The 26,428-nt window shown below is 40.4% G+C and carries 27 protein-coding genes and 1 pseudogene; 16 read left to right on the top strand and 12 right to left on the bottom strand.

The genetic code is table 11. The features are described 5' to 3' along the window. Positions 1-89: 89 nt before the first annotated feature. A complete protein-coding gene (locus tag ACEYW6_RS26530) occupies positions 90-428 on the bottom strand; it encodes a CU044_2847 family protein (RefSeq protein ID WP_412982102.1) in 339 nt (112 codons plus the stop codon). A gap of 235 nt (positions 429-663) precedes the next feature. Next, positions 664-1,914 carry a tetratricopeptide repeat protein gene (locus ACEYW6_RS26525; protein ID WP_412982101.1) on the bottom strand — a complete coding sequence of 417 codons (1,251 nt, stop codon included), beginning with the start codon at positions 1,912-1,914 and terminating at the stop codon, positions 664-666. A 280-nt stretch (positions 1,915-2,194) separates the two neighbouring features. On the opposite strand from ACEYW6_RS26525, the gene ssuD reads away from it, so the two are divergent. From ssuD to ACEYW6_RS26505, 4 genes are all read left to right on the top strand, one after another. Further along, positions 2,195-3,340, top strand: a complete 1,146-nt coding sequence (gene ssuD, locus ACEYW6_RS26520) for an FMNH2-dependent alkanesulfonate monooxygenase (RefSeq protein WP_412982100.1) — start codon at positions 2,195-2,197, stop codon at positions 3,338-3,340. A gap of 74 nt (positions 3,341-3,414) precedes the next feature. Further along, positions 3,415-3,981, top strand: coding sequence for an NADPH-dependent FMN reductase (gene ssuE / locus ACEYW6_RS26515; protein WP_412982099.1), 567 nt, complete (start codon positions 3,415-3,417; stop codon positions 3,979-3,981). A gap of 552 nt (positions 3,982-4,533) precedes the next feature. Next, positions 4,534-4,734 (top strand): NIL domain-containing protein, encoded by a 201-nt coding sequence (locus tag ACEYW6_RS26510; RefSeq protein WP_412982098.1) that lies wholly within the window; start codon positions 4,534-4,536, stop codon positions 4,732-4,734. A gap of 306 nt (positions 4,735-5,040) precedes the next feature. After that, entirely contained in the window at positions 5,041-5,508 is a 468-nt protein-coding gene (locus ACEYW6_RS26505) for an RrF2 family transcriptional regulator (RefSeq protein ID WP_190897225.1), read from the top strand. A gap of 340 nt (positions 5,509-5,848) precedes the next feature. Here the strand turns inward: ACEYW6_RS26505 and ACEYW6_RS26500 are convergent, their stop codons facing one another. The 3 genes from ACEYW6_RS26500 to ACEYW6_RS26490 form a co-directional block, all read right to left on the bottom strand. After that, positions 5,849-6,274 carry a YidH family protein gene (locus ACEYW6_RS26500; protein ID WP_190897227.1) on the bottom strand — a complete coding sequence of 142 codons (426 nt, stop codon included), beginning with the start codon at positions 6,272-6,274 and terminating at the stop codon, positions 5,849-5,851. A gap of 304 nt (positions 6,275-6,578) precedes the next feature. Then, positions 6,579-7,202 (bottom strand): hypothetical protein, encoded by a 624-nt coding sequence (locus ACEYW6_RS26495; RefSeq protein ID WP_190897229.1) that lies wholly within the window; start codon positions 7,200-7,202, stop codon positions 6,579-6,581. A gap of 107 nt (positions 7,203-7,309) precedes the next feature. Then, on the bottom strand, positions 7,310-8,062 hold the full coding sequence (locus ACEYW6_RS26490) for a cadmium resistance transporter (protein WP_190897231.1): 753 nt from the start codon (positions 8,060-8,062) through the stop codon (positions 7,310-7,312). Positions 8,063-8,529: 467 nt separating this feature from the next. Between ACEYW6_RS26490 and ACEYW6_RS26485 the strand changes: the two genes are divergently transcribed. Continuing rightward, positions 8,530-9,465, top strand: coding sequence for a LysR substrate-binding domain-containing protein (locus ACEYW6_RS26485; protein WP_190897233.1), 936 nt, complete (start codon positions 8,530-8,532; stop codon positions 9,463-9,465). Here the strand turns inward: ACEYW6_RS26485 and ACEYW6_RS26480 are convergent. Together ACEYW6_RS26480 and ACEYW6_RS26475 are read right to left on the bottom strand one after the other, a co-directional pair. Continuing rightward, positions 9,462-10,148: a cadmium resistance transporter gene (locus tag ACEYW6_RS26480; RefSeq protein WP_412982097.1), complete on the bottom strand. Its 687-nt coding sequence runs from the start codon at positions 10,146-10,148 to the stop codon at positions 9,462-9,464. The two genes, ACEYW6_RS26485 and ACEYW6_RS26480, sit on opposite strands and share 4 nt — an antisense overlap. A 239-nt stretch (positions 10,149-10,387) precedes the next feature. Beyond that, positions 10,388-11,179, bottom strand: a complete 792-nt coding sequence (locus ACEYW6_RS26475) for a sulfite exporter TauE/SafE family protein (RefSeq protein ID WP_196512929.1) — start codon at positions 11,177-11,179, stop codon at positions 10,388-10,390. 347 nt (positions 11,180-11,526) lie between these two features. Here ACEYW6_RS26475 and ACEYW6_RS26470 point away from each other — a divergent pair, with 347 nt between their 5' ends. Beyond that, entirely contained in the window at positions 11,527-12,291 is a 765-nt protein-coding gene (locus ACEYW6_RS26470; RefSeq protein ID WP_412982105.1) for a phosphatase PAP2 family protein, read from the top strand. A gap of 164 nt (positions 12,292-12,455) precedes the next feature. Then, positions 12,456-12,887: a hypothetical protein gene (locus ACEYW6_RS26465; protein ID WP_190897242.1), complete on the top strand. Its 432-nt coding sequence runs from the start codon at positions 12,456-12,458 to the stop codon at positions 12,885-12,887. Positions 12,888-13,030: 143 nt separating this feature from the next. Here the strand turns inward: ACEYW6_RS26465 and ACEYW6_RS26460 are convergent, their stop codons facing one another. From ACEYW6_RS26460 to ACEYW6_RS26450, 3 genes are all read right to left on the bottom strand, one after another. Then, positions 13,031-13,834 carry a prohibitin family protein gene (locus ACEYW6_RS26460; protein ID WP_412982096.1) on the bottom strand — a complete coding sequence of 268 codons (804 nt, stop codon included), beginning with the start codon at positions 13,832-13,834 and terminating at the stop codon, positions 13,031-13,033. A 452-nt stretch (positions 13,835-14,286) separates the two neighbouring features. Continuing rightward, entirely contained in the window at positions 14,287-15,546 is a 1,260-nt protein-coding gene (locus ACEYW6_RS26455) for a glycoside hydrolase family 10 protein (protein WP_412982104.1), read from the bottom strand. Between the two features lie 106 nt (positions 15,547-15,652). Further along, the gene (locus ACEYW6_RS26450) at positions 15,653-16,795 is read right to left on the bottom strand and encodes a hypothetical protein (protein WP_412982095.1); all 1,143 of its coding nucleotides are present in this window, start codon (positions 16,793-16,795) and stop codon (positions 15,653-15,655) included. 264 nt (positions 16,796-17,059) lie between these two features. On the opposite strand from ACEYW6_RS26450, the gene ACEYW6_RS26445 reads away from it, so the two are divergent. Continuing rightward, entirely contained in the window at positions 17,060-17,188 is a 129-nt protein-coding gene (locus tag ACEYW6_RS26445; RefSeq protein ID WP_412982094.1) for a hypothetical protein, read from the top strand. Positions 17,189-17,575: 387 nt separating this feature from the next. On the opposite strand, the gene ACEYW6_RS26440 is transcribed toward ACEYW6_RS26445, so the two are convergent. Further along, on the bottom strand, positions 17,576-18,079 hold the full coding sequence (locus ACEYW6_RS26440) for a hypothetical protein (protein ID WP_412982093.1): 504 nt from the start codon (positions 18,077-18,079) through the stop codon (positions 17,576-17,578). A gap of 673 nt (positions 18,080-18,752) precedes the next feature. On the opposite strand from ACEYW6_RS26440, the gene ACEYW6_RS26435 reads away from it, so the two are divergent. From ACEYW6_RS26435 to ACEYW6_RS26410, 6 genes and pseudogenes are all read left to right on the top strand, one after another. Then, a complete protein-coding gene (locus tag ACEYW6_RS26435) occupies positions 18,753-19,160 on the top strand; it encodes a DUF2267 domain-containing protein (RefSeq protein ID WP_412982092.1) in 408 nt (135 codons plus the stop codon). A gap of 32 nt (positions 19,161-19,192) precedes the next feature. Next, positions 19,193-19,858, top strand: a complete 666-nt coding sequence (locus ACEYW6_RS26430; RefSeq protein ID WP_190897256.1) for a phosphoribosyltransferase — start codon at positions 19,193-19,195, stop codon at positions 19,856-19,858. A gap of 231 nt (positions 19,859-20,089) precedes the next feature. Beyond that, positions 20,090-20,314, top strand: a pseudogene (locus tag ACEYW6_RS26425) (Uma2 family endonuclease); the annotation flags it as partial. A gap of 94 nt (positions 20,315-20,408) precedes the next feature. Beyond that, positions 20,409-21,383, top strand: coding sequence for a cysteine synthase A (locus ACEYW6_RS26420; RefSeq protein WP_190897260.1), 975 nt, complete (start codon positions 20,409-20,411; stop codon positions 21,381-21,383). A 115-nt stretch (positions 21,384-21,498) separates the two neighbouring features. Beyond that, the gene (locus ACEYW6_RS26415) at positions 21,499-21,831 is read left to right on the top strand and encodes a (2Fe-2S) ferredoxin domain-containing protein (protein ID WP_412982091.1); all 333 of its coding nucleotides are present in this window, start codon (positions 21,499-21,501) and stop codon (positions 21,829-21,831) included. A gap of 55 nt (positions 21,832-21,886) precedes the next feature. Further along, positions 21,887-22,795: a DUF5331 domain-containing protein gene (locus ACEYW6_RS26410; RefSeq protein WP_412982090.1), complete on the top strand. Its 909-nt coding sequence runs from the start codon at positions 21,887-21,889 to the stop codon at positions 22,793-22,795. Between the two features lie 5 nt (positions 22,796-22,800). On the opposite strand, the gene ACEYW6_RS26405 is transcribed toward ACEYW6_RS26410, so the two are convergent. Then, positions 22,801-23,796: a YgfZ/GcvT domain-containing protein gene (locus tag ACEYW6_RS26405; RefSeq protein ID WP_412982089.1), complete on the bottom strand. Its 996-nt coding sequence runs from the start codon at positions 23,794-23,796 to the stop codon at positions 22,801-22,803. A 287-nt stretch (positions 23,797-24,083) separates the two neighbouring features. Between ACEYW6_RS26405 and ACEYW6_RS26400 the strand changes: the two genes are divergently transcribed. After that, complete coding sequence (locus tag ACEYW6_RS26400; RefSeq protein WP_412982088.1) at positions 24,084-24,377, top strand: hypothetical protein; 294 nt, start codon at positions 24,084-24,086, stop codon at positions 24,375-24,377. A 335-nt stretch (positions 24,378-24,712) separates the two neighbouring features. Beyond that, on the top strand, positions 24,713-26,383 hold the full coding sequence (locus tag ACEYW6_RS26395) for a dipeptide ABC transporter ATP-binding protein (RefSeq protein WP_412982087.1): 1,671 nt from the start codon (positions 24,713-24,715) through the stop codon (positions 26,381-26,383). The last annotated feature ends 45 nt before the right edge of the window (positions 26,384-26,428 follow it).

Raw genomic sequence — 26,428 nt, 5'->3', positions numbered from 1 at the left:
TATCATTTTCACTAACTGGCTTTTGAGTATTTTAGCTGATTGACAAAATGCACTTTTACTTAACCTGTCACGGGTGGACAATAGATGATTCAAGCAGCATGGTCATACCCTGACTCTCGTTTCCATTTCAGGGTAATTTCATAGTTTACTTCACTACTACCCGAAGCAACTACTGCTCCAAGTTCAGCACTAATTTTGATACCAAACTTGACTTCTACTTCATCCGCAGGCTGGGGAAGGCTACGCACCTTGGCCATTATGGCATTGGCTACAGGTTTTACTTTATCTAAGGCAGACTCAAAAGTTTGTGTAGCCTTTTGCACAATTTCCTCTCGCAAACCGATACGCTCATCTCCTGGTACTGGTTCATCGACTTCTATTAAGACGGTATCACCATTTTCGAGAGAAAATGCCACGATGCGTTTCATGATATGACCTCACATCAAAATAAGAATGCGTATATTTAACAAAGAATGTAGTATTTTGCACGTAAATATAAATTTATTTACTTTATGCAAAACTACAAGTTGGTCAATCTTAGCATTCTTTATTGATAAGAGTGTATTGCAGATAACTTCTCAGTTACTGAAAGCAAAGTAGAAGGATGGACAACACTTGTTGTAAAACTCTCTACTTGATGTGATTCAAGCTAACGGTTTTACATCAAGCAGTCATGTCATAAAACCAACTCTGTCTTTCAGCTAGCGACAACGCATTTGTATACACCTGCTGAAACAATACTCGTTGTGCATGACTCCCTCCAATCTCATGCAAGCGTGGTAAAACAGGTTTCAGTTCTGCAACAGTCGTGTTGAAATCGCCTTTGGCATGAGCTACCATTCCTCTAGCTGCGGGAATTGCTAACTCTACCCAACTCCGTCGCAGGAAAGGATTAATACTCAAAGTGTGATACTGCATACTCTGAAGCATTTGGTTCACCCAATCATGGTGTCCGGCTTTGGCAAGGGCATAGACATAATGCAAATCCTGAAATGGTAATGCGTGTTCATCAATCCGGCTGTAAAGATAAGGACTAATGCCTTGCCAACGGTTCTCCACATCTACACCGCGCAATTCTAGGCGCAATAATAATGAAATTGCTCCTACTTGGTCTTTAGGAGATTGTTTGTTAGCACGTTCCCAAATATACGTATCGTAGAGTTTGAGAACTTTTTGGTAGTTTTTTAACTGTAAATAATATAGTGCAATGTGCCACCAGTTATGAGTGTAGAGCATAGAATTGCAGTCTTCCCAGGTATCTGCAAAACTTTCCATCCAAGCTATTCCCTCATCGACTCTTCCCTGAGTTTCCATGACATGAGCGATCGCATGATGCGCCCAAGGATCATATCTATTCAATGCGATCGCTTGACGAGCTATCTTTTCTGCTGCTTTGAGTTGGTGACATTGTTCTAATCCAAAGGCCACCATGCCATATAAATAATGTTGTTGAGGATTACTAGGTAAAACCTTCTGGGCAATTTCCAGTAATTTTTCTTTATTACCTGTATAAAAATAGTGATACTGCCCCTGCTGCACAGATACTAAATCACGGGGAAATTGATTAGCAATCTCTTCATGAATGGCGATCGCTACATCAATTTCTTGATTTGCCCAAGCTAAAATTGCCTGTATATATAGCTGTTCTCTGGCGGTAACTTTGGTGCAATACTGTTGTGCAGTTTGCAGATATGGTAGAGCTAACTGCCAAGCTTTGCGATTTTCTTGGGTGAGATAATAAGCAGCCGCATAAGCATAAGCTAATGCACAAGTGGGATCTGCTGCAATTGCTTGTAAAACTGCTGTTTCTGCATCTTTACCATAACCAAGCATCTGATCGATAAAACGGTTAATGGCTGCGATCGCATCGGCTGAATCTGTTGTAACTACTAGTCCTTGTGCATCTTTAAGCATGATTAATTCTTTGCAGCAAGATTTGTGAAGCAAACTATAAACTACGGTAAGTCTATAGGAATAATGTAATTGTAAGCTCAAGTATGTCATAGCTACTGCAAAACCGCAAGCATTAAACTACTAAAACTCTACCGACTAACAGTATTTAGTTTTGTAAAGGTATTGCTTTGCTTAACTGGCTGTGCGATAGTCTAAAAGTGAATTAAATAATACGGTAGATTGATAAAATTACCGTACTTAAAGACCAGGAAATATTGCAGCTACTCTGACTATAGATATCATGCAGCTACTTTGGTTTATTCCAACTCACGGTGAAGGGCGCTATCTTGGTACTGCCATAGGCGGGCGGGCAGTCAACTTTGATTACTGGCGGCAGATAGCCCAAGCAGTAGATCATTTAGGTTTTACAGGGGCATTACTACCTACAGGCCGTTCATGTGAAGATGCCTGGGTTTTGGCATCAACTTTGGTGACACACACCAAGCGGATGAAGTTTTTGGTGGCTATTCGTCCGGGGTTGATGTCGCCGGGAGTAGCAGCACGAATGGCAGCAACCTTTGATCGCATTTCTGGTGGAAGGTTGTTGATTAACGTCGTCACCGGTGGCGATCCAGTGGAATTGGCGGGAGATGGATTGCATCTTTCCCATGACGATCGCTACAGATTAACAGATGAATTTTTGGCAGTGTGGCGAGAGATTGCAGCTGGAGAAACTGCTGATTTTCAGGGAGATTATCTGAATATCCAAAGTGGTAGGCTATTATTTCCCACAATCCAGAAACCTCATCCGCCTCTTTGGTTTGGAGGTTCTTCCCCGATTGCTCAAGAAATTGCAGCCAAACATGTAGATGTATATTTAACTTGGGGCGAACCACCAGAACAAGTTGCCCAAAAGATTGCCTCTGTACGTCGGTTAGCAGCAGCCCAAGGGAGAACATTACGTTTTGGGATTCGTCTCCACGTGATTGTGCGAGAGACAGAAAGCCAAGCCTGGGATGCAGCTAACAATTTGATTCGCTACGTAGATGAAGATGCGATCGCCAAAACGCAACAAGCTTACGCCCGCATGGATTCAGAAGGACAACGCCGGATGAAAGAATTACACAACGGCTCTCGTGAAGCCTTAGAAATTAGCCCGAATTTATGGGCAGGAATTGGTTTAGTGCGTGGTGGTGCTGGCACAGCCTTAGTAGGCGATCCCGATACCGTTGCTCAGAGAATGCTGGAATATCAAGAAATAGGTATAGATACCTTTATTTTCTCTGGTTATCCTCATCTAGAAGAAGCATATCGGGTAGCAGAATTACTTTTCCCTCGTTTACCCCTAGACAATCAGCCAACACTAGAACCGCAACTACTAAGTCCCTTTGGCGAGGTTGTAGCCAACCAAGAATTTCCCAAACAGCAAATCGCCACCGTAGATTAAAAAACACTCTGCGTACCTCTGCGCTTCCCTTTGCGTACCTCTGCGTTTAAAAACCTCAAAGCCTCTTATCTAACATGACAAATATATTAGCGATCGCCGGCAGCCCCTCTCACCCCTCCAGAACCTACGCCATTCTTGAACATGCTGCTAAAACTCTATCGCAGCAAGGATTAAATCTAGATATAATCTCAGTGCGAGATATACCTGCCGAAGACTTAGCTTATGGACGTTACGATAGTCTCGCGTTAGAAAAACCAAAAGCCCTCCTAGAAAAAGCAAGCGGTGTAATTATTGCAACTCCCATTTATAAAGCAGCCTACACAGGTGTACTGAAAGCATTTCTAGATTTATTACCCCAGAAAGCTTTGGCAGGGAAAGTTGTGCTACCTATAGCTACAGGTGGGACAATCGCTCATTTATTATCAGTAGAGTATGCCTTAAAACCTGTGCTATCTGAATTAGGCGCACGGCATATATTGAGTACAGTGTACGCAGTCGATAAGCAAATTCAAATCCAGCCAGATGGTAGCGTGCAACTCGATGAAGAAATAAACCAAAGATTGCAAGATGTCCTCAAAGAGTTTGCTCTAGCGGTGAATCATTCCCAGAATGCTGCCAAAGAATTTGTCCTGGCTAGTTAATCAGAGTTATCGTTACTCCCTTCTCACTAGCAGCTGGGTGATTTCCATCCATCTGCTATTTTTTATTCCCGACGCCATCCCTGGTTATAGATAAAATTTAAAAATTTTCCAGGTACGCCCCACCGTAGGCAATCGCAGATGCTGAATCATCCACTGCGATCGCTTTTTTATGCCTTTAAGTGCAACTCCTTTGTCTAAAGATATTTAGTGGCATTCTTAAAAATTATGAAATTAACACATTCTTGACCGGGATTATGGTGTTTCCTATTGCTATTTCATCTAGATATCTGTAGTATCTAGTACTAAACCTCTAAATACTAAATTTAGCTCGACTAACTGTAGATTAAACCAAGGAGTCCAAAGTCAGTATGTGGACGGATATCTGGAATCGATGGAAACACAATTCTTTGAGAAGCTTTGTGTCACTGTTTTTAATGGGAGTCATTTTGAGTGTAGCGATCGCAGAATATTCTTATGCCACAACAGAAGTTTCTTCAACTCACCCCAATTGATAGCCGCATTCGTATACCTTAGCATTACCAGCGTCAACCTTTGATTTCTGGTTTGGTGTCCCGCTACAGTATCACGGTCAACATCACCACGGCGATGCTCACGCCAACAGAAAACTATGGTTGGTTTGATTTAGACCTTTGGGGTAAACCACAGCAACTTTTTTCTATTTTCAATCACTTAAAAACGCTACAGTTACCACTGTGGTTAGATGCATCTTCTTTGCATGGACATCTCATTTAAATAAAGTGAATGTTTGTCTATGATTTTATTTATTAATCAATGTAGCAGAATGAATCAACTGCGGGTGCGTTTATATATTCCTCAATATTACAGATAAGAATGGGTATTTTAGTTGAAAATGTTTCTAAGCACTATTGTTTCTCCCAGTGAAAAAGTATTTCTACGCCCACACCATATCTTGATTAGGAAGAATCCCGACGAGGATACAACTGCTGCGATCGTTGCTCGTTGACTTGGTTGGTAGATAGATGAAAATCAACGTCTAACTGCTAAAATACAATAAATTTATCAATTTACAGTAGTATTATGACAAATAGCTTAAAAAAACAAAACTATACGCTCTTGGATCTGTCTGCGAAAGTGGAATATGCGCTATTGGCACTTTTAGAACTAGCCAACCATTATGTTCACAAAACACCCACAACGATGAGTGACATATCTGCCAAGCATCCAATACCAGAGCGTTATCTAGAGCAGATACTTTCCAGTTTGCGGCGGGCGGGTGTTGTACAGAGTCAACGTGGCTCTAAAGGTGGTTTTGTTTTGGCGCGTGAACCTCGCCAATTAACGTTATTAGAGGTCGTGATTATGTTGGATGGAGAACAGAAAGAAAAAGAGTCTCCTTCTGAAGAAAATTTGGAAAAAATTTTGGTGTCGGAGATTTGGCAGCAAGCAGATGTTGCCGCACAAACTATTTTGAGTCAATATACCATCCAAGACTTGTGTGACCAGCGCGAAGCACGTTTACAGAAGAGTCAGATGTATTACATTTAGCAACATACTAGGTCAAAGTCTAAATCCCGCAAGGGAACAACTAGGAAATCTAAAAAGTGATTTTTAGAGAGCTTTCGTCCTTCAGGGTAAAGAGATGTCACCAGAGTTGGAAATAACTCAATACGGTTCAGTTAAGCGCTACTAGTATAAAATTTTGGGTTTTCGAGACGCGATAAATCGCCGTCTCTACAAGTGTTTTGGTCTTATCTGAACTGTATTGGGAAATAACTGCATTCAATTAGAAACTTCCAAATTCAAAAATATTCAACAGACATAGGAGTGAAAAATAACTTAGAGACGTAGCAGTGCTAAGTCTCTAAAAGGATTACAGGTAAATCTTTCACTCCAGAATATAACTACTCAAATAATCTAGAGGAACTGTGAACACATAGTATAGTACGCCCCCACCGAGGAGAACCACAGCTAGACTCGCCATAAGTATCCAACGGTCTGGCGGTTGATAGGTATCCTCATCAATATCTCGACGAACAGCGAAATAATGCTGAGTTGAAAGTAATACTGTTAACACACCAACTAAGGCAAATGCTAAACCTAACTTCCAACCATTACCAGGAGGTTGTGGTGCTAATGGAGGTCGAATGATTCGCAATCGCACAATCAAAACACCAAAACCCATGAGCGCAATACCACTTCGCATCCATGCCAGATAGGTACGTTCATTTGCTAAGTGATCCCGAATTCGGTCTGACCTATACTTCTTTTTTTCTAAATTCTTCACTTCTAATTTTTCTGCTTCTATCTTCATGCAATTTATGTGTTCAAATAGTTATTCAAGATTTTCACTGTTTAATTTATTTTACAAAAAATAACAACATTAAAAAAATAATGCGAACTTCTTTCTCAAAAGTTTACATCGAAGTAATTGATTTGCTTAAATTATTTGATAAATTGTTTTTATTGAATCACTAGTAATTAATATATTACTTACTTGCCTATGTCTTTAAACATATAATAATATAAATTGAAAACAAAAGAGCCAGAACAATTCTGACTCATAGTTTTTATTCAAGATTCTAGCTGAATTTACCTATTCCATCTGTACTAGACACTTAATCCTCAATTTTCGCAGTAGTAATTCCAGCATCTAGTGCGGCTTTCAAATTTTCAGGAATAACCCAGTTAACTTCACCTGATTGAAAAACTTTCGCAGGTGGAAGATTGAATTCAATTTCTCCAGTTTCGGGGTTGGTTGTCGCAACTAACCGAGTTCCATGAACAATCTTAAAAGCTTGAGCAGGTGTGGCTGCTTGTTCTTCTGTAGCAGCTTGTCCAGGAATATAAACACCTTGACAGTCCCACTCGTCATCCGTTTCTGCGCCACTAGGGAGCAGATATAATTCATTGTCGTAGGTTGAGGTAGATTTTTTGGGCTTCTCACCGTATATTAACAGTGTTTTATCAGTTTCATTGCGACAAATTCCTACAGGATCTTCACTATTTTCTAAAATGTACTTTTGGTATTTCAAATTAGTAATTTTTTGCTCAATTTCTGGTGTAACTCCTTGGGCTTGTTTATCCTGTAAAGCAGATTCTAGTGATTTGGTGATTTCTATATAGTCTGGGTCATTAGCTAATTTTTTTCCTGCCCAAGATGGTTGAGCAATCATCAAGTTTACTAGTAGCAATAAGCAAACAAGCGTAATTTTAACAAGAGAGCTTTTGAAAAATTTCATGTGTTTCTCCTAAGAAATTATTTTTTTCGGATACTAACTACCTAATTTAAGGTATTAATTGAGCATTATTTCATCTGTCTGTTGATGCAATTTGCACATATAAAAGCTCATTTTTGTCTAACTCCAGGTATAACTTCGGCTTCAGATGATCCCAAAGAAAATCCATAATTTTCTCGCCAAATGTTATTGCCTAAAATTAACAGGTAAGAACCAATACTTACACAGGTAGCGACAACTAAGGCAGGAGTTTCTAACGTTTGGCTTTCTATTAAAATAGAAACACCTAATCCCATTAAAATAAAGGGAACTAAAGAATTACCATAGCGAGTAATTGCAGAAGCGATCGCCTTGATCTGAGTTAAGTGATAGGCTGTATAACACCACACACCTACCATCACGAAGAAAACTACCAAAATCACAAGTAAGTTATCCCATGTATTGGTAGCAAACATTGGCATATAAATACTGATATTGTCACTACCATTGGCGATGGTAACTGCCGCTACACCATAGGTTTGGGGTGAAAGGAAATTGCTCCACCAAGCTTGCGAAGATTCAAGAGGATTTAAATCCTCTGTATCGCTAGTCTCTTGATTTAGTAAACGATTGATGCCAATCATGATTGGAACAATACCGAGTAGACCAATCCAAGATTCTGGTAGGATAAACTTGCCAAAGAAGCTGGGTAAACTGGCGACTACTAACGCACTAAAACCTAAATACTGACCGATAACGATGTGACGTCGGCGAAAGCAAGTATTTACCTGTGAGAAAAACAGCGACAGAACAATGATATCGTCGAGATTGGTAGCAGCAAAAGCTGTGAGTCCTGTAGGAATAGCAGTCAGTAGTTCGCTCATCGGTGCGTCGTTTCTCCTAAATGGTAGTGACTCTCAAGCATCTATATCGGTGAGATAGAGGTTGCGAGTGGTGAAAATTCGGAATTTCAGAAAATCATTAGTGTAGTTAGCACTTTCGCTAAAGGCATAGTTTCAGTAATCAAAAACCTAACCCCTTGGTCTTTCTCTTGTAGGCAAGAGGGGGAGCTAAACTCCCCTCTCCTCGTAGGAGAGGGGTAGGGGGAGAGGTTCTTCCAGAATTACTGAATTGGTGTTCTAGAGGCATAGTTTCACTCTATGGCTACTTATCAATAAGAGCAAACAGTCTTTTTTGTTATATCCATAAACTGAGTTGATGGATATGCCGATATAACTGCAACCACGTAATTGAGAACATTGAGAGCTATCTACAGTTTTCCGCTAAGTTTACCGTATAATTCTTTCAGGGTGTTCAAAATCACTACTATATAACCCTGTACATATTCCAAATGACGCTGGAACAGTTGCGAATTTTTTTAGCCGTGGCGGAAATGCTGCACTTTACCCGTGCAGCGGAAGCACTTTATATTACTCAACCAGCAGTCAGTGCTGCTATTCAAACTTTAGAGACAGAATATGGTGTCAGGTTATTTCATCGTATTGGTCGTCATATTGAAATCACAGATGCTGGCAAATTATTACAAGGTGAGGCGCAAAAAATTCTTGACCATGTACAGTTAACAGAACGTGGCTTGAAGGAATTAAATAATCTGCAACGGGGGGAATTGAAGATAGGTGCAAGTCTCACGGTTGGTAACTATTGGCTACCCGAAAAAATTAGCCAGTTTAAGCAGTTATATCCAGGCATTTTTATAAATTGTCAGTTGGGAAATGCGGAAGAAATTTGTGAAGGAACTGCTGTAGGTATGTATGATTTGGGTTTGGTTACAGGGGATATTAAACCATCGTTACAGCAATCTTTAGAGCAAGACGAAGTAGGAAGCGATCGCCTGCAAATTGTTGTGGGTAAATCTCACCCTTGGTATCAAAGTGCGGAGATTTATTTAGATGAATTATTCAGCACAAGTTGGGTGATGCGTGAATCTGGTTCTGGTGCACAGCAGATGTTTGAACAAGCCTTACAAAGTTGGGGAATTGAACCTAGCAACCTGGATGTTGTACTTAACCTCAACACTAGTGAAATGGTAAAAGCAGTTGTAGAAAGTGGTGTTGGTGCAGCTGCACTTCCAGAATCAATGGTGAAAAAAGAATTACAACTAGGAACATTACACGCTGTGCAAATTACCAATCCGAAAAAACAATCTAAAAAAGAATTAGAAATTCTCCAGCCAATTTGGAAACTAAAACACCGTCAACGTTTTCATACACGAGTCATGATAGCTTTTGAAAATATGCTTATGCAAAAGAATGTACAAGCGGCTTAGTTTGATAATGGTTGCTTTTTTACTAAAATTGCTAAACAAATACAACTTGCTAATAGCTTTATCAAGCTTAAAGCTTCTGTTTTTAAAATAATTATTCCACCCACTATTATTAATACAAAAGGTAAAATATAGCTGCTATACTGACTTAACTGATACGCTATTTTTGTTTGATAAGTAAATTTATAAGCTAGATAGCAGCAAATTGCTATTAATATAAAAAACACTCCAATAATAATTATAAAATCAACTATATTACTACTAGCAAATAATGGCACATAGACGCTGATATTATCACTACCATTGGCGATGGTGATGGCTGCAACATTGTAAGTCCTTGCATTGAAAAAACTTGTAGTGTTTGCATCTTGATATTCTGCTGATGCGAACGCCACCTCTAAAGTTTGATTTTCCTCTTGATTGATCAAACTACTGATACCCATCGTCATCGGCATTAATCCCAGCAGTCCAATCCAGTTGGGTGGTATGATTAATCCACCAAATAACCCAGGAAGACTAGCAATAATTAACACTGTAAAGCCCAAGTATTGACCAGCAACAATGTGCCGAGACTTGAAGCTAGAATTTAGCTGAGAAAACAGCAGTAATAAAATAAAGATATCATCAATATTAGTGGCAAAGAAGGCTGAGATTCCCACTAAGAGTGTAGTAATTAACTCACTCATTACAGAGTATCCTGATTTGTTTGCTCAATTTTTATTAGTTAATCATTATTTTTGATTATCTCACATCAGTAATATTATCACAACTATTACAGACGGAGTTGTTGCTTTTACTGTCACCAATATTGATAATATTGTTTCCTAATACTGTTAGGATTATCTATATTGATGAGAAGTGAAACGTATCTGCTATTATCTAGCATTGCCATGTTTTCTAATTAGACAAATGTGAAGCTCTTTGTCTAATAAACCAACTTTAAGCTCACCATCATTAATATAAAGTAAACCATAAACCGCAGTGGTTTTTGCGGCGCAATTTGACAGATTTTAGATCCTAGCAATACTCCTGGTACTGAGCCGAGCCATATCGGTAGTACTAAACTCCAATCAACTGTTCCCAAGGTTAGATGTCCAACAGCAGTAAATAGTAAGAGAATTGCGGCTTGGGAAATATCCGTACCAACTAACTTACGTGCATCCAAACGGAAAAATGCAATCAGCGCCAAAGCAAACATTGAACCAGAAGCGACACTTGTTAGACCCACAATACAGCCTAAAAATGCTCCTACACTTACTGTCTGCAAACGTCCTAGTTGAGTGGTTAAGTCAAATTTGGGTAGTTCAGGTAGTTGTAATTGTGGAAAGAAGGTCAATAGCAGCATTTGCACTAATGCCAAAAGAGTGACTGATAAAATCGTCATACCCAACAAATGCAGCATAACGCTGTTCAGGTTATGCTCCGACTTGAGTTTAATCAAGTGCAGTATCCCTACTCCCAACAAAGAACCGGGAACACTCCCTAAAGCCAGCCATTTCACTACTTCTCTATCAAGGGTTTGTTGCTGCCAATGTTTGATGCTACCAACGACTTTCATTAATGTTGCTGCCACCACATCAGAACTTATTGCTACGGCAGGTGGTACTTGAAAAACAAAAATCAACATTGGGGTGATGAGAGAAGCACCACCAATTCCCGTCAAACCAACAACAATACCAACTAGAAAGCTGAAGAGAGGCAATAATAAAAAATCCATACTCCTGTCCTTAACCGGGGTTTTGCGAATGCAGCTTGGTTTAGCTGAAACTAAAAGACTGCTTGTAACGCTGGTGTGCAGAACGTTTCATGTAACTACAAGTTTTGAATGACTGCTGAAAAAACTCAAAAAGTACTAAACACTGATCGATTTACCGTATTTTAAAATTAAAAGGAGTAAAAGTCCATGTTTTAGTAAAGCCGTACAAAGTTCCTGTATTAATAGGTACAGCTAGGTAAAGATATTTTTTATAAAAACGTCTAATAACAAATATTTTGACTTCAGTAACAAAATTATAATAGTATTTTAAAAAACTACATTAATTGCAGCGTACTACCGTATTTGACATGCCAGAGTTAGAGAAAGTCAACAATGAAAATCAACAAACGCCAAAGCAGCGTTCGCCCATTGGGTTTGTGCAAAAATTGTTAATTACCTATTGGCGTTCTTTGTTGCTGCTGTTCGTAGGAATATATTTACCCCTGCAAATTTTTGGACTGCTGGCGTTAGAGGTGCGGTACAACGAGGGTGGTTTTCCTTGGGATTTACCGATTCTGGTGAAGGTTCACTCTCTAGCACAGCCACAGTTAGATGTATTCGCTACGATTTTGACAAAATTGGGTTCTTTTTGGACTGTATTACCTATTCTGAGTGCGATCGCACTTATTTTACTAGTGCAACGTCGCTGGCGATCGCTCACATATTTACTGATTACTGCTGCTGGTAGTGCTACGATCAACCGCACAGCCAAAGAATTTTGGCACAGATTACGTCCTGATTTGTGGACTTCAGCTGCTCCAGAGTTTGATTATTCATTCCCCAGTGGTCATGCTATGACGAGTATGACCTTGATTGCTCTTTTGGTAGTTTTAACTTGGGGTAGTGTTTGGTGCTGGTTAACGGTGATTTTGGGTAGTGTGTATATCTTGGCCATTGGCTGGACACGCCTATATTTGGGAGTACACTTTCCCAGTGACATTATTGCAGGTTGGATGGTAGCGATCGCTTGGGCAATTGGCGTGAGTTTAATTATTCGACCATTATCACAGTCAGCAAATATTACCAGTGAAAAACCAGTGAGTGAAACGAAGTTACTTCCTGAAGAACAGTAACTGCTCAATAAAGAATAAAAATTTTCAGTTGTGCGTATAGAGTTCATTCATACAAAACATTTACGTATAATTAAGTATTTTTGTGATTCAAACTTTTGTCTGGCTCTAGACTTTTTGGAATTTTTATTCTAAAGTACGGTTAGTGGATAGAATTACCGTAAAACATGAATGAGATCAAAAAGAGTGATCAAGAGTTGCTATCACAAAGTCCAGAAAATTTACCCAAAACTTTATTGCAGAAGCTCAGAGGTGGATTTTTCTTAGTGATTGGATATTTATTATCACCATTATGCTGGTGGAATGATCTAGTATTCAATTTACCAATTGCTTATTTTTTCGGTTATATTTGTAGTCTTTTTGCTCCTAAATTACTTATGCCTTGCGTCATCATTGGTTACTGGTTATCTAACATTATTGGTATTCTGTTAATGCAAGCAGGTGCAATTGATGTATTACAGAAACAAACTCAAGAGCGTAATGTCAAAAAAGAACTATTGACAGGCTTAGTTTCTTCAACTGCCTATACCTTTTTGATTCTGGCATTAATCCATTTTAAAATTCTCGATACTCCTAGCTTTTTTACGGTAGTTAATTAAATAAAAACCCAGTTCTCAAGACTGGGTTAATTTAGAGAAATCCTATTTTAGGTTAAAAAATAGTACACCTTGATTTCTGCTTGCTTATTTCTACTTCATTGAAGTATTCCAGAAATCAAAACGGATTGATACATTATAGTCAATTATTTTAATTTTAAAATATCATTTATATTTAAAAGCTTAGGAGCATCCTTAGTCATAATCAAAGGTAATCTGCCATCCCATTTTTCTATTGCCTGCCTTTCTAAAATCTCATTAGTCAAACTATCATGCAGTAATCTATTTATTTCTGCTTCTCCCTTAGCCAAATTAACCTTAGCTTCTGCTTCTTTAGCAGCTTTTATTGCTATAAAATCTGCTCGTTTGGCATCTTGTTTTGCAATTTGTTTGGACTCGACTGCTTCACCGAACCTATCCGAAAAATTGACATTAACCAATGAAATATCATCAACTGCAATATGGTATTCATGCAATCTCGCTGTTAATGTATCATCAATTCCAGCTTTTACTTCTCCTCGTTTAGTAACTATTTCTTCTGCGGTATACCTTGCTATAATTGCTTTTAAAACTTCTTCTACCGCAGGATTTATAATTTTATCAACTATATCTTTTTCATCACCAATTTCTTGAAACATTATATTGGTTTCTTCAGGAATAACGTGCCAATTTAATGCTATATCTGTAAAAATATCTTGCAAATCTTTAGAAGAGGCTTCAGCAGATATTTCTTGTTTTTGGACTCTCACACTGATTTTTTTGACTGTATTTAAAATGGGAACTATGATATGTATTCCTTCGCTTAATACCGTTTCTTGTACCTCGCCAAACTGCATTAACACCCCGCGTTCACCAGCATTTACAACCACAAAAGGTGTCAGTAAAATTGTAATTAAAAATAAAAGTGCAGTTATTTTACCAGCATTATTTGTAAATTTAATTTGTTTCATATTTACCAAGACAATGGCTATACTATTTTGGTAATTTATTCATGAGTATGAATTATACTACATTAAATCGATAAAGATAGTCAAACGTATAAAAAAATATATGAATATGTCATATTGTTCAAGTGTAAATGCTTAGGATTACTTGTAATTGTAATTAAAATTTGTAGTATATATTCAAATACTTCTGAGTCATATCTAAAATAAAACAACCATAGATAAATTATTGGGCAGTATCATCTAGTCTTCTTTGGATAATAATTTCTATCCTGAATCAGCGCATCATTCAGCAATTTCCTAATGGACTAAAAAGTGGTAATGGCATCCAATGACTATTGAGAGAGGGGAGGCTGATTTACAGAGACGGTTTGGACAGCAAGCTAGTTAAATAAATGATTGTCGGTGAAACTTCACTGAAATTGAGTGATGTGTTCACCGACAGCTTGTGAAGAAAATTAACTGAACGGTTTCCAACCTGCTAGCAAATTCGGGTAAGCTGTTGGTGTGGGGAAAATTTTCTGGAAGCCAGTTTGACGCTCTTGGGGCTTTTCTTTGCTCATATTCCAGAGGGTTTCATAGAAAAAGAAAGAGACTCCGGCAAAGTTGCGATCGCGTACTTTTTGCACTTGTGTCTGAATTTGTTGCATCGGCACAGATCGATTTTTCAACCCAGCCAAAATGCCGACACTCACAGGAATATGGCTTTTTGCCGCTTTCACTTCTGGATACTCTAATTCGCTGATAAAAACATTCAAGTCATCCCGATATATCTGCAAAACTAAATCTTCAATGATTCCTAGCCGTTCCCACTTCTGCCAGTCTGCTAAAAAGTAGTCATAGGAAAAACGTTGAGGATTAGGAGCAACGGAAACCAGGCAATCTTTTTTAGTAGCTTTAATGGCTGTAAATACCCGCTTCATAAACTCGGTGATTTTATTAGCTCTCCAGCGTACCCATTCTGGATCTTTAGAGTTTTTGGAGGGAGCTTTACCACGGTGTTCTTTTTTGTAAAGTGCGACCGTGTAAGCATCGTACCCTAACTCTGATGGCAAGCCAAAATGGTCATCAAATTGAATACCGTCAATATTGTAGTTTTTAACAATTTCAACGATTAAATCTTGAATGAACTGTTGTACTTCTGGGCGAAAGGGATTTAGCCAAACGCGATTATGTGTGCCTTCTTTGACAATCCGAGTTCCATCGCTGCGACTCGTGAGCCATTGCGGACGATTTTTAGCTAATAAAGAATCCGCTGGTGCCATAAAGCCAAATTCAAACCAGGGAATCACTGTTAACCCTTTTTGATGTCCGACATCGACAATTTCTTTGAGGATATCTCGTCCTTTTAGCCCGGGTGTAGGATCGAGTGATCGCCCAATAACTTTTTGGGCAACTTTGCTGGGATACAATGTATATCCCCAATTCCAAACCGCCGGATATATGGTGTTAAAATTGAGTTCATCAAGGCGTTGCAAAGATCCCTTGAGGCGATCGCGCTCAAATAACACATCACTATCAATATTTGTTAACCACACTCCCCTTAACTCAGATGCTGGCGTTCGAGGCAGATTAGTTTGAGCGTTCAAGGGAAACGATAGCATCACCGTAGCTACCACGCTCAAGGTAACGATAACGGCAAACAAAAGAGACTTTCTGCTTTGGCGAATATTCCACCAAGAAAGAAACTCAACACACCACTTTACAAACCTTTTCATCATTTGGTTACAAACATCATCAAATTATGAACAATCAGCATGAATAGCGATCGTTTCGATTGTAAGCGCTAAAACAATCGCTATTTAATCTCATAGCTGAGGTTTATTATTGAGCGCTTGCTATCAGTTGATTCCAGGCTTTGACTGCTGCTTGTAAATTCGTTGGCAGGTTATTTTGAGAAATATCGTTGTACTGAACCGTACCCTCTTGACTGGTGAGAGTGTAGGTGATATGGTCAGCAGCACCGCTGAGGGCTGGGTAGCTCAGATTTTGGAATTTACTAAATTTAGAACGTTCTAGCGATCGCACAAATTGTTGCACCTGTTGCACAGAAACGCTACGAACACTACGTTCAGAATCATTGGCATCACCAATCCGCACGCGAATCAATCGCCCATCTTTGAGTAAAACAGTCTCGTAGGTTCTGCCAGCAAAGCCACCACTGGAGATTTGCCGAAATACTATATCTCGATCTAACGGTGGTGGTAACTCGCTGGCTGGAATTTGCACAGGAGCTAGTGTAGTGTTGCTAGCTTTTTCATTCAGCCTGACTGCTGAACCTGTCTGATTGGTATGATAAACCAAAGTTTGGTCAACCGCACCGACAACCACCCGCCAGCCTGATACCAAAGCTTGGGTACAGAATTCATCAGCATTAGCTAATTCTAAACAGCCATCTTTCCAAGTTTGCTGTTGAGCTTGAATAATAGTTAGCTGAGAAATTGGCTGTTGCAAACGTCTGGATGCAGCTTGCAAAACAGCATTTTTTACAGATGCAGGTAATTTCTCTGGCAGATTTTCTGAGGGAGTGTTTGCCGAAGCTAAACGTAGCGATCGCCCATTGTTATTGGTATGATAAATCCACTTTTGTTTGCCATTAGACACCACAATCTGCCAACCAGGAACTAACGCTTGGGTACAGAATTCATCAGGTTGAGGCAGTTCTAAGCAACCATCGCGCCAAGTCTGTTGATTATGATCAATAATTTGCAGTTGTCTGGTAAAAATTCCCTGTCTGCGGGCTAAATCTCGCAGCACCGCATTAGCTACTGGACGTGGCAAGCGGTTTCGTTTAACATTCTCTTTGAGAACTTCATTGCTTGTTTCTAGGGAGAAGTTGGCAGAAGCGCCTGTAGCACCTTTGATAAGTGTTAAACCGCTAGCAACAGATAAAATTCCAGTCAAAATCAAAGCAGTGAAAATTCGCCTTTGATTGGTGTTAAAGTAGTTTTTCAGCATGATTTTCATAGTAATATAATGATGTTAGTCGGGATTGATAGAACTCAGAAATAATATCCAGCGACTAACGGACAATAAAGCATATAATTCCAGAACTTCACCAGTTGGAATCAATTTAGTATCTATTTTTTGAAACAGATATAAAGACAGACGATAATGTACTGATTGTTTGTTCCTTATAGCGATTCTCATTTGAATGGGGGACACAGCATTCATTGGTGTCAACTTAAGCTAAAAACCTTTTCAAATCTCGTTTCCAGCAAGAGGCTGGAAATGCAACTCAAAAGTGGCTCTGCCGCCAGCAAGGGAGGCAGCAGCCCCAAGGACGGCATTCCCAGTCTCCGACTGGGAACAAGACAATATCTAAAAGCTGCTTCTAGACTGGCTTTCACGTTCAGTTAACACCAATGCACAGCATTGCCATGTTCCTATAAGTATCTGTATTCATCTATGGTTAATTATTTTTTCTATACCTTACCCATGCAATAACAGTTATATAGAAATTCTGGATGAAAATTCACTCAATCAAAACTTCCTATAGTCCTATGGCTATCAAGTAAAAACTCAGAAGCTTAGGCTTTATTAGATGAAAAGTTCCTTGGAGAAGGTAATCCACCCGCTCTCTGGGAAAATCGCTTGCGAAGAAAGCTTGCAATACTCTTTGCTTCACCTTCGTCAGCGAGGGTTCAACAAAATTAATTTTAGAAAAGAATGCGACAGAATGGTAGTTTAAGTATTGCTCGGTTCAACCTAGCGTATACAATATTTTTAAATTAATCTTAGGCAATATTACGCACTGATAGCTTGTTGTTCAGCTTCAACTAACTGATTGTGAGGTATATCAAATCTAATAGTACTGGCTGCCCAGTCTTTGAAATCGGGTGCTAGCCAGACTAGCTTGCACAGAATTTCATCATTCACCCACAACACTAACGGAAACCGGAACTGTTTCCGAAACTCATCTCGCATGATGTTGGTGCTGATGATTAGTTCGTTAATTTCCACTACAGATTCTAAACCCCGTACCATCAAAGCTTCGGGTTGAGTAGTACCAATTGCAGTTGTAATAGCTGTATACAATGTGTCTGCCGCAGGTGAGAGCAGGATTTCGTGGATGTCTGCTGATGAAAATTCTGTTAACACATTCAGCACTTGCTGTTGCCTTTCAACAGAGTTACAACAAGCTAATAATAGTGAAAACTCCCCAGCAGAAACCATCATCGCCCTTGCTAGCCTCTTAGTGGCTGCTGTGCTGCTAGCTGTGCCATTTTCCGAATTACTTAGGCTGATCATTAAAAAATCCTGCTTTTAATTTTAAAAATATCTGAGCAATATTCAGTTATTCTACCCTATGAATTTTTACTTAAAAGTGTTATATGGGGAATTTGGATGAGGTTTTTCCTTTATAGCAAGCATAATACTACGTATTGTCTAACGAAGGAGGATATCATGTATTATCCCACACTTACAATTAAAAGATGATGTAAAGGTAGTATCAAAATCATGTAAGCAAAAGATAATGCAAGCAAAAGGAAGCAGTTAGAGAATTAGAAAGTTAATTATCACTGTATTTTCATAGATTGATTTTGGCATCTTCCATTGGTTAAGTAATTAAAATTTAATATAAAGTTAAAAAAATGCTCAGTATAAAATTAGCAACAAACATTGGGAATTAAGCTCATCCCATCCCCTTTTAGGGGATGGGATTTCATATTGACTAATGACGGTTGACAGTCACCAGTCAAGAGTTAACGGCGGGGCGGGTGTAGAGTCTGGAGTATTGAAATCGGATCAGCCCAAGATGCGACAATCTCCATCCATCAAAATTAACTCATCCGTTTGATAGAACTGTAGATCGAAGATGTCGCCTCGTTAGTCAGAGGGCGCAGAATTTTTAGCTTTCTAAGATCAGTTCAGAACATCTGAAATATAACAAGTCATGCATTAAGAAAAATCTGGAGGGAAAATGCAACACGATGAGTTTATTGGACAGGTGCAAAATCGCGCCCGTCTCAGTTCGCGTGGTGATGCAAAACTCGCAACCCGTGCTACTTTGGAGACGCTGGCGGAATGCCTAGCTGGAGGTGAACCTTTCAATGCTGCTGCCCAACTGCCAAGAGGTATTGCAGAATATCTGCGACATGAATATGCAGGATCTGGAGAACGCTTCTCTCTAGATGAGTTTTTTAGGCGAGTCAGCCAAAGAGAAAGTGTAGGCCTTCCAGATGCTGTTCACCATGCCCGTGTAGTCATTGAGGTATTGAGTGAAGCGATTAGCAGTGGCGAAATCAATGATATTCGCTCTCAACTCCCATCAGAATTCGATCCATTGTTTGAGGCGGGTAGCCAAGGGCGAATGCGTGTAAATACTTAATATGTTTGGAAAATAATCAGGAGTGTCACACCATGTTATTCAAAGACCGGAGGTTTGCGGGTCAAGTTTTGGCTAAGGAGTTAGCCGCTTATACTAACCGCCCAGATGTTGTAGTATTAGGGCTACCAAGGGGTGGCGTACCCGTTGCCTTTGAAGTTGCCGAAGCGTTAAATGCTCCTTTAGATGTTTTGGTGGTACGTAAATTGGGTGTGCCCGATCAAGAGGAATTAGCTATGGGAGCGATCGCTTCTGGTGGTGTGCGGATAGTCAACGAATATATTCTCAGCCTAGTGAAGGTATCCGACGAAGTAATTGCCAGGGTTGCGCTGCAAGAAGAACGCGAGTTAGAACGGCGGGAACGGCTTTATCGAGGGAATCGTCCCTTAAGAGATTTACAGGGACGCACCGTCATTTTGGTAGATGATGGTTTAGCCACGGGTGCAACTATGTGGGCTGCTGTCGTGGCTGTGCGAAAACAGCAACCCGCTCAGATTGTGATTGCTGTACCTGTGGCCGCACCCGAAACTTGCCATGAGTTAGAAACTGAGGTGGATAAAATTGTTTGCGTCTCGACACCCAGCCCTTTCCACAGCGTTGGTCTTTGGTACGAAAACTTTCCCCAAACTACAGATGAAGAAGTCTGTGACTTACTTGCAAAAACTGCAAAGAACGGTGAAGCAATATCTTTCGGCATGTAGGCTTTGATGCTTGGGAATGGCAAGATTAAGTTTCTGATATCATGTCCGCTTAAATAAGCATAAGAGCAATAGCAGAAAGACTACAACAAATTATCTGTGATGTCTCGTAATGAAAACAGATGGCGAATCTGGCTCATGGAAATTATGCCTAATCATATTGTCCGATTCGTTTAGACATACACTTAAGCCTAAAAGCCTTAAATATTTAGCTTTGATTATAGCCGTATGCCTGTTGAACTGAGGTTGCCTTCTAATAACCTCCAACCCTTGAAGAAAAAAATGGAGAAATATATGAGGGAACCAGGAATACAGCTAGGCTTGCTAATTGACCACAAGCATCGCCGAGTCTATATTTATCGTCCTGATGTACCAGAGGAATGTCTGGAAAATCCCGCGGCTATTCGCGGTGAATCAGTATTACCTGGGTTTATTTTGAATATGAGTAAAGTTTGGTAGTGTAGGCATCGTAGGATTTTAGGCAAATCAGATGTGAATCATGCCACCGCTATAAGCCAAAATTTTTATAGATACTCACACAGGTACAGTCCAAATGGATATTAAAAATGGCTTCGTCGGCGCTGTTGGCAACACACCTCTGATTCGCTTAAACAGCTTCAGCGAAGAAACAGGTTGTGAAATCCTTGCTAAAGCAGAATTTCTTAATCCTGGCGGTTCCGTCAAAGACCGCGCCGCACTTTATATCATCGAAGATGCAGAAGAGAAAGGTCTACTCAAACCCGGTGGTACTGTTGTAGAAGGAACTGCTGGTAATACTGGCATTGGACTGGCGCATATTTGCAACGCCAAAGGCTACAAATGCCTAATTATTATTCCCGATACTCAGTCCCAAGAAAAAATAGACGCACTGACAGCACTCGGCGCAGAAGTCCGTCCCGTCCCTGCTGTACCCTACAAAGACCCAAACAACTACGTCAAGCTATCTGGCAGAGTCGCTGCTGAGTTGGAAAACGCTATTTGGGCAAATCAGTTTGATAACTTAGCCAACCGCCGCGCCCACTACGAAACCACAGGGCCAGAAATTTGGAAACAGACAGATGGTAAAATAGATGCATGGACAGCTGCAACTGGTACTGGTGGTACTTATGCTGGTGTGGCGTTGTACTTGAAAGAACAAAATCCGGCAATAAAATGCATTGTAGCCGATCCACTAGGTAGTGGACTTTATAGCTATGTCAAAACCGGCGAAATCAACATAGAAGGAAATTCTATCACCGAAGGCATCGGTAATGGTCGTGTCACAGCCAATATGGAAGGCGCGCCTGCTGATGATGCCATCCAAATAGATGACCAAGAAGCTTTGCGGGTAGTTTACCAACTACTGAGGAAAGATGGGCTGTTAATGGGCGGTTCAACGGGTATAAATGTTGGCGCAGCTGTTGCCTTAGCGAAGCAGTTGGGGCCAGGACATACCATTGTCACCATCTTGTGTGATAGTGGTTCCCGGTATCAGTCGCGGATATTCAACCGTGAATGGCTAGCCTCAAAAGGACTTTCAATAGATTAGTGATGGGTTATTGGGATGGGGCATGGGTTATTTATTCTCCCTCATCTCCTTCATCTCCCTCTTTCCCCACCTCTCTGCCCTCTGTGTCCTCTGCGCCTCTGTGGTTCGTTAAAAAATGTCAAACATAACTCAACCATCAAACTTCCCGATAATAGACCAATCCTCTTCTGGCAAATGTGTGCGGGTTTGTCAAAATCGAACTTGTAAAAAGCAAGGTGCAGTCAAGGTTTTAGCAGCTTTTGCGGCTTTGCCAATCCCTGGTGTAACGGTAACGGCTAGCAGCTGTTTGGGACAATGTGGCAATGGGCCGATGGTACTGATATTACCCGATATGGTCTGGTATAGCGGCGTTCAACCTGATGAAGTATCTCTACTGGTAAAAGATCATTTGCTAGGTGGTCAAAAAGTCAAACAGATGCTCTATTATCGGTTTCATCCCCAGAAATAAAGCTAAATTTTCAATATCAGGGTCTGCAATCTTGTTGACTGAAGTGAGGCATCCAATGAATATCCAGCAGTTGCGTCAATCCTTAAAACAAAAGTGGCTGATTTACTACGAGCAAAATATTACTTGGCTGGTCAAAATGCGAATTTGGGGCACTTACGATGGTCTGCGGCGTCCTTTGTCCGGTTTTATTTTGGCAACACTCTCTGTTTTAGAACCCCAGTTTGATGAAATACTTTCTTTTATGCTGGATCTGAATAACGATCCAGATAAAATAGTCGCTGCTTTAGGTCTTAACTTCAATCCTGATGAAGAGTTACGTTTAATAAAATCAGAATATTCTATGGCTGCAAGCCAAATTGAAAGCGAGTCGCTAGATGAGAAGCATTCTGAGGATAAACATTTGTCATCGGCTGTAAGTACCAGCAAGATTGCGCTTCATTCTCTTGCCAAGACTCTAGACTCCAACTTGTCACGCGCCGATCAACTTGTGCCATCGATTACAGCTACTGCTGAGGTAGTTCGCACACGCAAACCTGAGTTGGTAGTAGCAAATGCAACTAAAATTGCTCCAGATACTCCGGTAAAAACACCATCCTCCGGTTTTCTAAGGGAATATCAACCAATAGGATCGCACTCTGCCCTGACAATGACTGCTGAGGTTAATAGCAAAGCCAAGACTATGCCATCTATGGCGTTAGCTACCGAGGTTAAGAACAACGCACTATCTGTCCGAATCCCTGTAGGCGCATTGCTGGCAATTACTACTGAGATTAACAGTAATGGCAAACCAGTGCGATCGCTAGCAATTACTACCGAGGTTAAAAGCAACGGCAAACAACCGAATATTCAACCACAAGATGTTAAAAGCAAAGTGAATTTACCAACCACTAATGCCCGTAGTCTAGCTTCTTGGGTAGATGAATTTTGTTACGGCGCTAGGAATAAAGAAGATGTTTTGACTTGAATTGCTTACGGGTACTCGTGAGAAACAAAGGGAATTTCTACTATTTCACCTTCAGTTTCTCCCACTTTAACTTTTAAGCCTACGCCACCAGCTTTGGTGCGAATGTAACCTAGTCCAAAATAACCATCAGCCGTTTCTGTGTAGCTGGTAAGTTTGCCGACCTTTTCATCTCCAACTGCGATCGCACTTCCAACTGATGCAGGGGCACTGAGCCGAATACCCAAAAGGTGTTGTTTTACACCTTTATATGTATTTAACCGAGCGATGGTTTCTTGCCCAATATAGCAACCTTTATTAAAAGAAATTGTTTGCCACAAACCAACTTCCAGAGGATTGTAATCATCTGTGAGTTCCGAATCTGGGGCGGGGCGACCTTGTAAGATTCGTAAAGCATCCCAAGCGCGATCGCTCATCTCTACCGCCCCAGCTTCTAATAGTTTGTTCCACACCGTTGCTTTGTCAGTACAGGGGAAAGTAAAGGTGTATCCAGGAGCAGCTAACCCACTACCCACAGCAATCCGCACTCCTTCAGCTGGAGCGATCGTGTATACTTTGTGGTTACCATAAGGTTGCCCGATGAGTTCGCCAATACCCAACTTTTCTAAAATAGCGTCACTTTCTGGGCCAATCAGGCTAAAGGTGTTGGTGTATTCGGTGATATCAGATAATTCCACCTTGTCGGCAAAGAAAATATATTTATCCAGCCATTCCATGAGAAACTGGCGGCGGTTGGGTGAAACTAGCAAGATTACCGCATCTTCTCTAACGTAGGCGGTTGCTAAATCAATTGTTCTGGCTGTGGAAGTAACGAAAACTGTATCACAACCTTGTCCAGGCTTGAGTATTTGGAAATTGTTAGTACTTTGGTTGTGTAAGAAGTTGAGGCGATCGTCGCCAGACACTTTGATGCGTCCCCAGGCGGTGCGATCGCATATTGCAACCCCTTCTTTTGCGGCTTGGATAGCTGCTGCGTCTTTATCGTCAATTGTAGATGTTGGCATGGTGATGAGAAGTTGCCCTGTTTCAATGTTGTCGCACTGGAAATATTAGCAAATAAGCGTTTGCGGCTTCAATGCACCTCCGATTTTCTTCTAGCGTAGAATCAAATCAAGAGGCAGTGGTGAATACTAAAGACCTATTAGATACAGCAGTTTACAAGTAAGTGAAGTACAAAATGCAGAACTCAAAATCAGAAGTTTATACCAGAATATATCAGTATTTTAACTGTTGTCTTATCCGTTAATACTTACTTAGGATGTAGCACAATATTTTTATTATCTCAGCCATTGTGAAATCTCTTCTACAGACTTACCTAGAACAAGAAATCTGGATACTAGTACGAGATAAGTGGTATTTTGCCACAGTTATTGGAGTTTGGGATGATTTGTTGTGGTTTAAACATAGAACTTACAACAAAGATACAGAAGAGGATACTCTCTGGGAAATGGTTGTGAAAATCAGTGAAGTAATTGCTATTGATAAAGTGAGGTCTGTTATTAGTAGAAAACCAGAGGTGCTTATTTCACGCTTACTAGAAACTGATCAAGGCAGAAGCGATCATCATCTTGATGATGAACATTAATTAGCTCAATAGTGAAGTATCTACACTAACCTTTGCTGTAGAATACTACTGCGAACGGTATAGTGTAGGCTTCCCATCTCATCTGCCATTGCCATATTAGGGACACTACAAAGGTATTTGGGACTTATCGCTATTATTGTATTAACTACCCTCAAGAGAGGCCATCCCTTCTCTACGAGACGCTACGCGTAGCTTGCTTCCACGTAAGGGTACAATGAGCTACGCCTACGCTAAGACAATAAAGATGTTCGCACAATAGAGGTCTAATATTAATCTGATAGACTATCTTAAATTTGAAATTATAAAAGCTGGTAGCTCAGGGCTGATAACTAATTATGAGTGAAGCCTTATTCTGTATCGAAAATCTACGAGTTGCCTATCCTGGGCGGAGCGGAGAAGAAGCAACCTGGGCGGTTGATGATGTATCTTTTACCTTGCAACCAGGTGAAAGAATGGGATTGGTGGGAGAATCGGGTTGTGGTAAGTCAACTATAGGACGGGCAGTAATGCGTTTACTACCAGCCTCTAGCCGGGTTGAGGGACGAGTAACGTTTCAAGGACAATCGGTATTTGACTTGATGCCTAACCAGTTGCGGAAATTTCGCGGAGAGGCGATCGCCTTAATTTTTCAAGATCCCATGACACGCCTCGATCCGTTGATGACGATTGGTAAGCATTGTATCGAAACCCTTCAGGCGCACTCACCAGAATTATCAACGCGGGAAGCCAAAAAAAAAGCACTTGCTATCTTGGCAAAGGTGAATATTCCAGCTAGTCGCTGGAACCAGTATCCTCATGAGTTTAGCGGTGGAATGCGCCAAAGGGTAGCGATCGCTTTAGCTTTACTCCTCAACCCCAAGTTAATTGTTGCTGATGAACCTACTACCAGTTTAGATGTCACCGTTTCCGCGCAGATATTGAAAGAATTAACTCGCCTGTGCGGTGAAGAGAATATGGGATTATTGCTGATTTCTCATGATTTAGCAATGGTGGCTGAGTATTGCGATCGCATTGGCGTTATGTACAACGGCAAGATGGTCGAAATGGGTGCTACAGAAACCGTATTTAGGCAACCTCAACATGAATACACGCGATCGCTCTTAAAAGCAGCTTTACACATTCAAGCAGTAAATGATGATGGAGAATTGATAATTGCCAATGATTCAGAAAAGCAATTACCGATTATTAATGATAAATCCCCAATTTTGAGTGTTACAGAACTAAAGCAACACTATACCATTGAACCTAACTTTATCGAACGACTGTTTAATACACAAGCGCAGACAATTAAAGCAGTAGATGGAATTAACCTGAATCTGTATCCAGGAGAAATTCTCGGTTTAGTCGGGGAATCGGGTTGTGGTAAAAGTACGCTATCACGAACAATCTTGCAACTAATTCGTCCCACTAGTGGCAAAGTAGAGTTTTTAGGACAGGATTTAACTACACTGTCGCGTCAAGAAATTCGCTCCTCACGGCGACAAATACAAATGATTTTTCAAGATCCCCATGCTTGTCTCAATCCAGCGATGACAGTGGGACAAAGTATCGCCGACCCTTTATTTATCCACAATCTAGCCGATCCTGTTAAAGCAAAAGAACAGGTTTTGTGGATGCTAGAGAAAGTTGGATTAACACCACCAGAAGTGTATTATGAGCGTTACCCATCAGATTTGTCTGGTGGACAACAGCAAAGAGTTGCGATCGCTCGTGCTTTGATTACTCACCCTAAACTTTTAATTTGCGATGAACCCGTAAGTATGTTAGACGCTAGCGTGCAGTCGCAAGTGCTGGATTTGATGTTGCAATTAAAGGAAGAGTTTGAGTTAACTTATCTGTTCATCACTCATGATCTTTGGTTAGCTCGATTTTTGTGCGATCGTATTGCCGTGATGAATGGCGGTAAAATTGTTGAACTTGGACTTACAAAAACTATTTTTGCTAATCCTCAGCACCCTTATACCAAAACCTTACTAGCTGCTGCTCCCTTACTAGCACGCGCTTAACCAAACAAAATCAGGAGTTATGAATTATAAAATTCTTAACTCCTA

The organism is Nostoc sp. UIC 10607 (assembly GCF_047228265.1).
Classification (GTDB): Bacteria; Cyanobacteriota; Cyanobacteriia; order Cyanobacteriales; family Nostocaceae; genus Nostoc; species Nostoc foliaceum_A.
The sequence above is the reverse complement of the archived record's forward strand: the minus strand, read 5'-3'. Positions and strand labels throughout refer to the sequence as shown.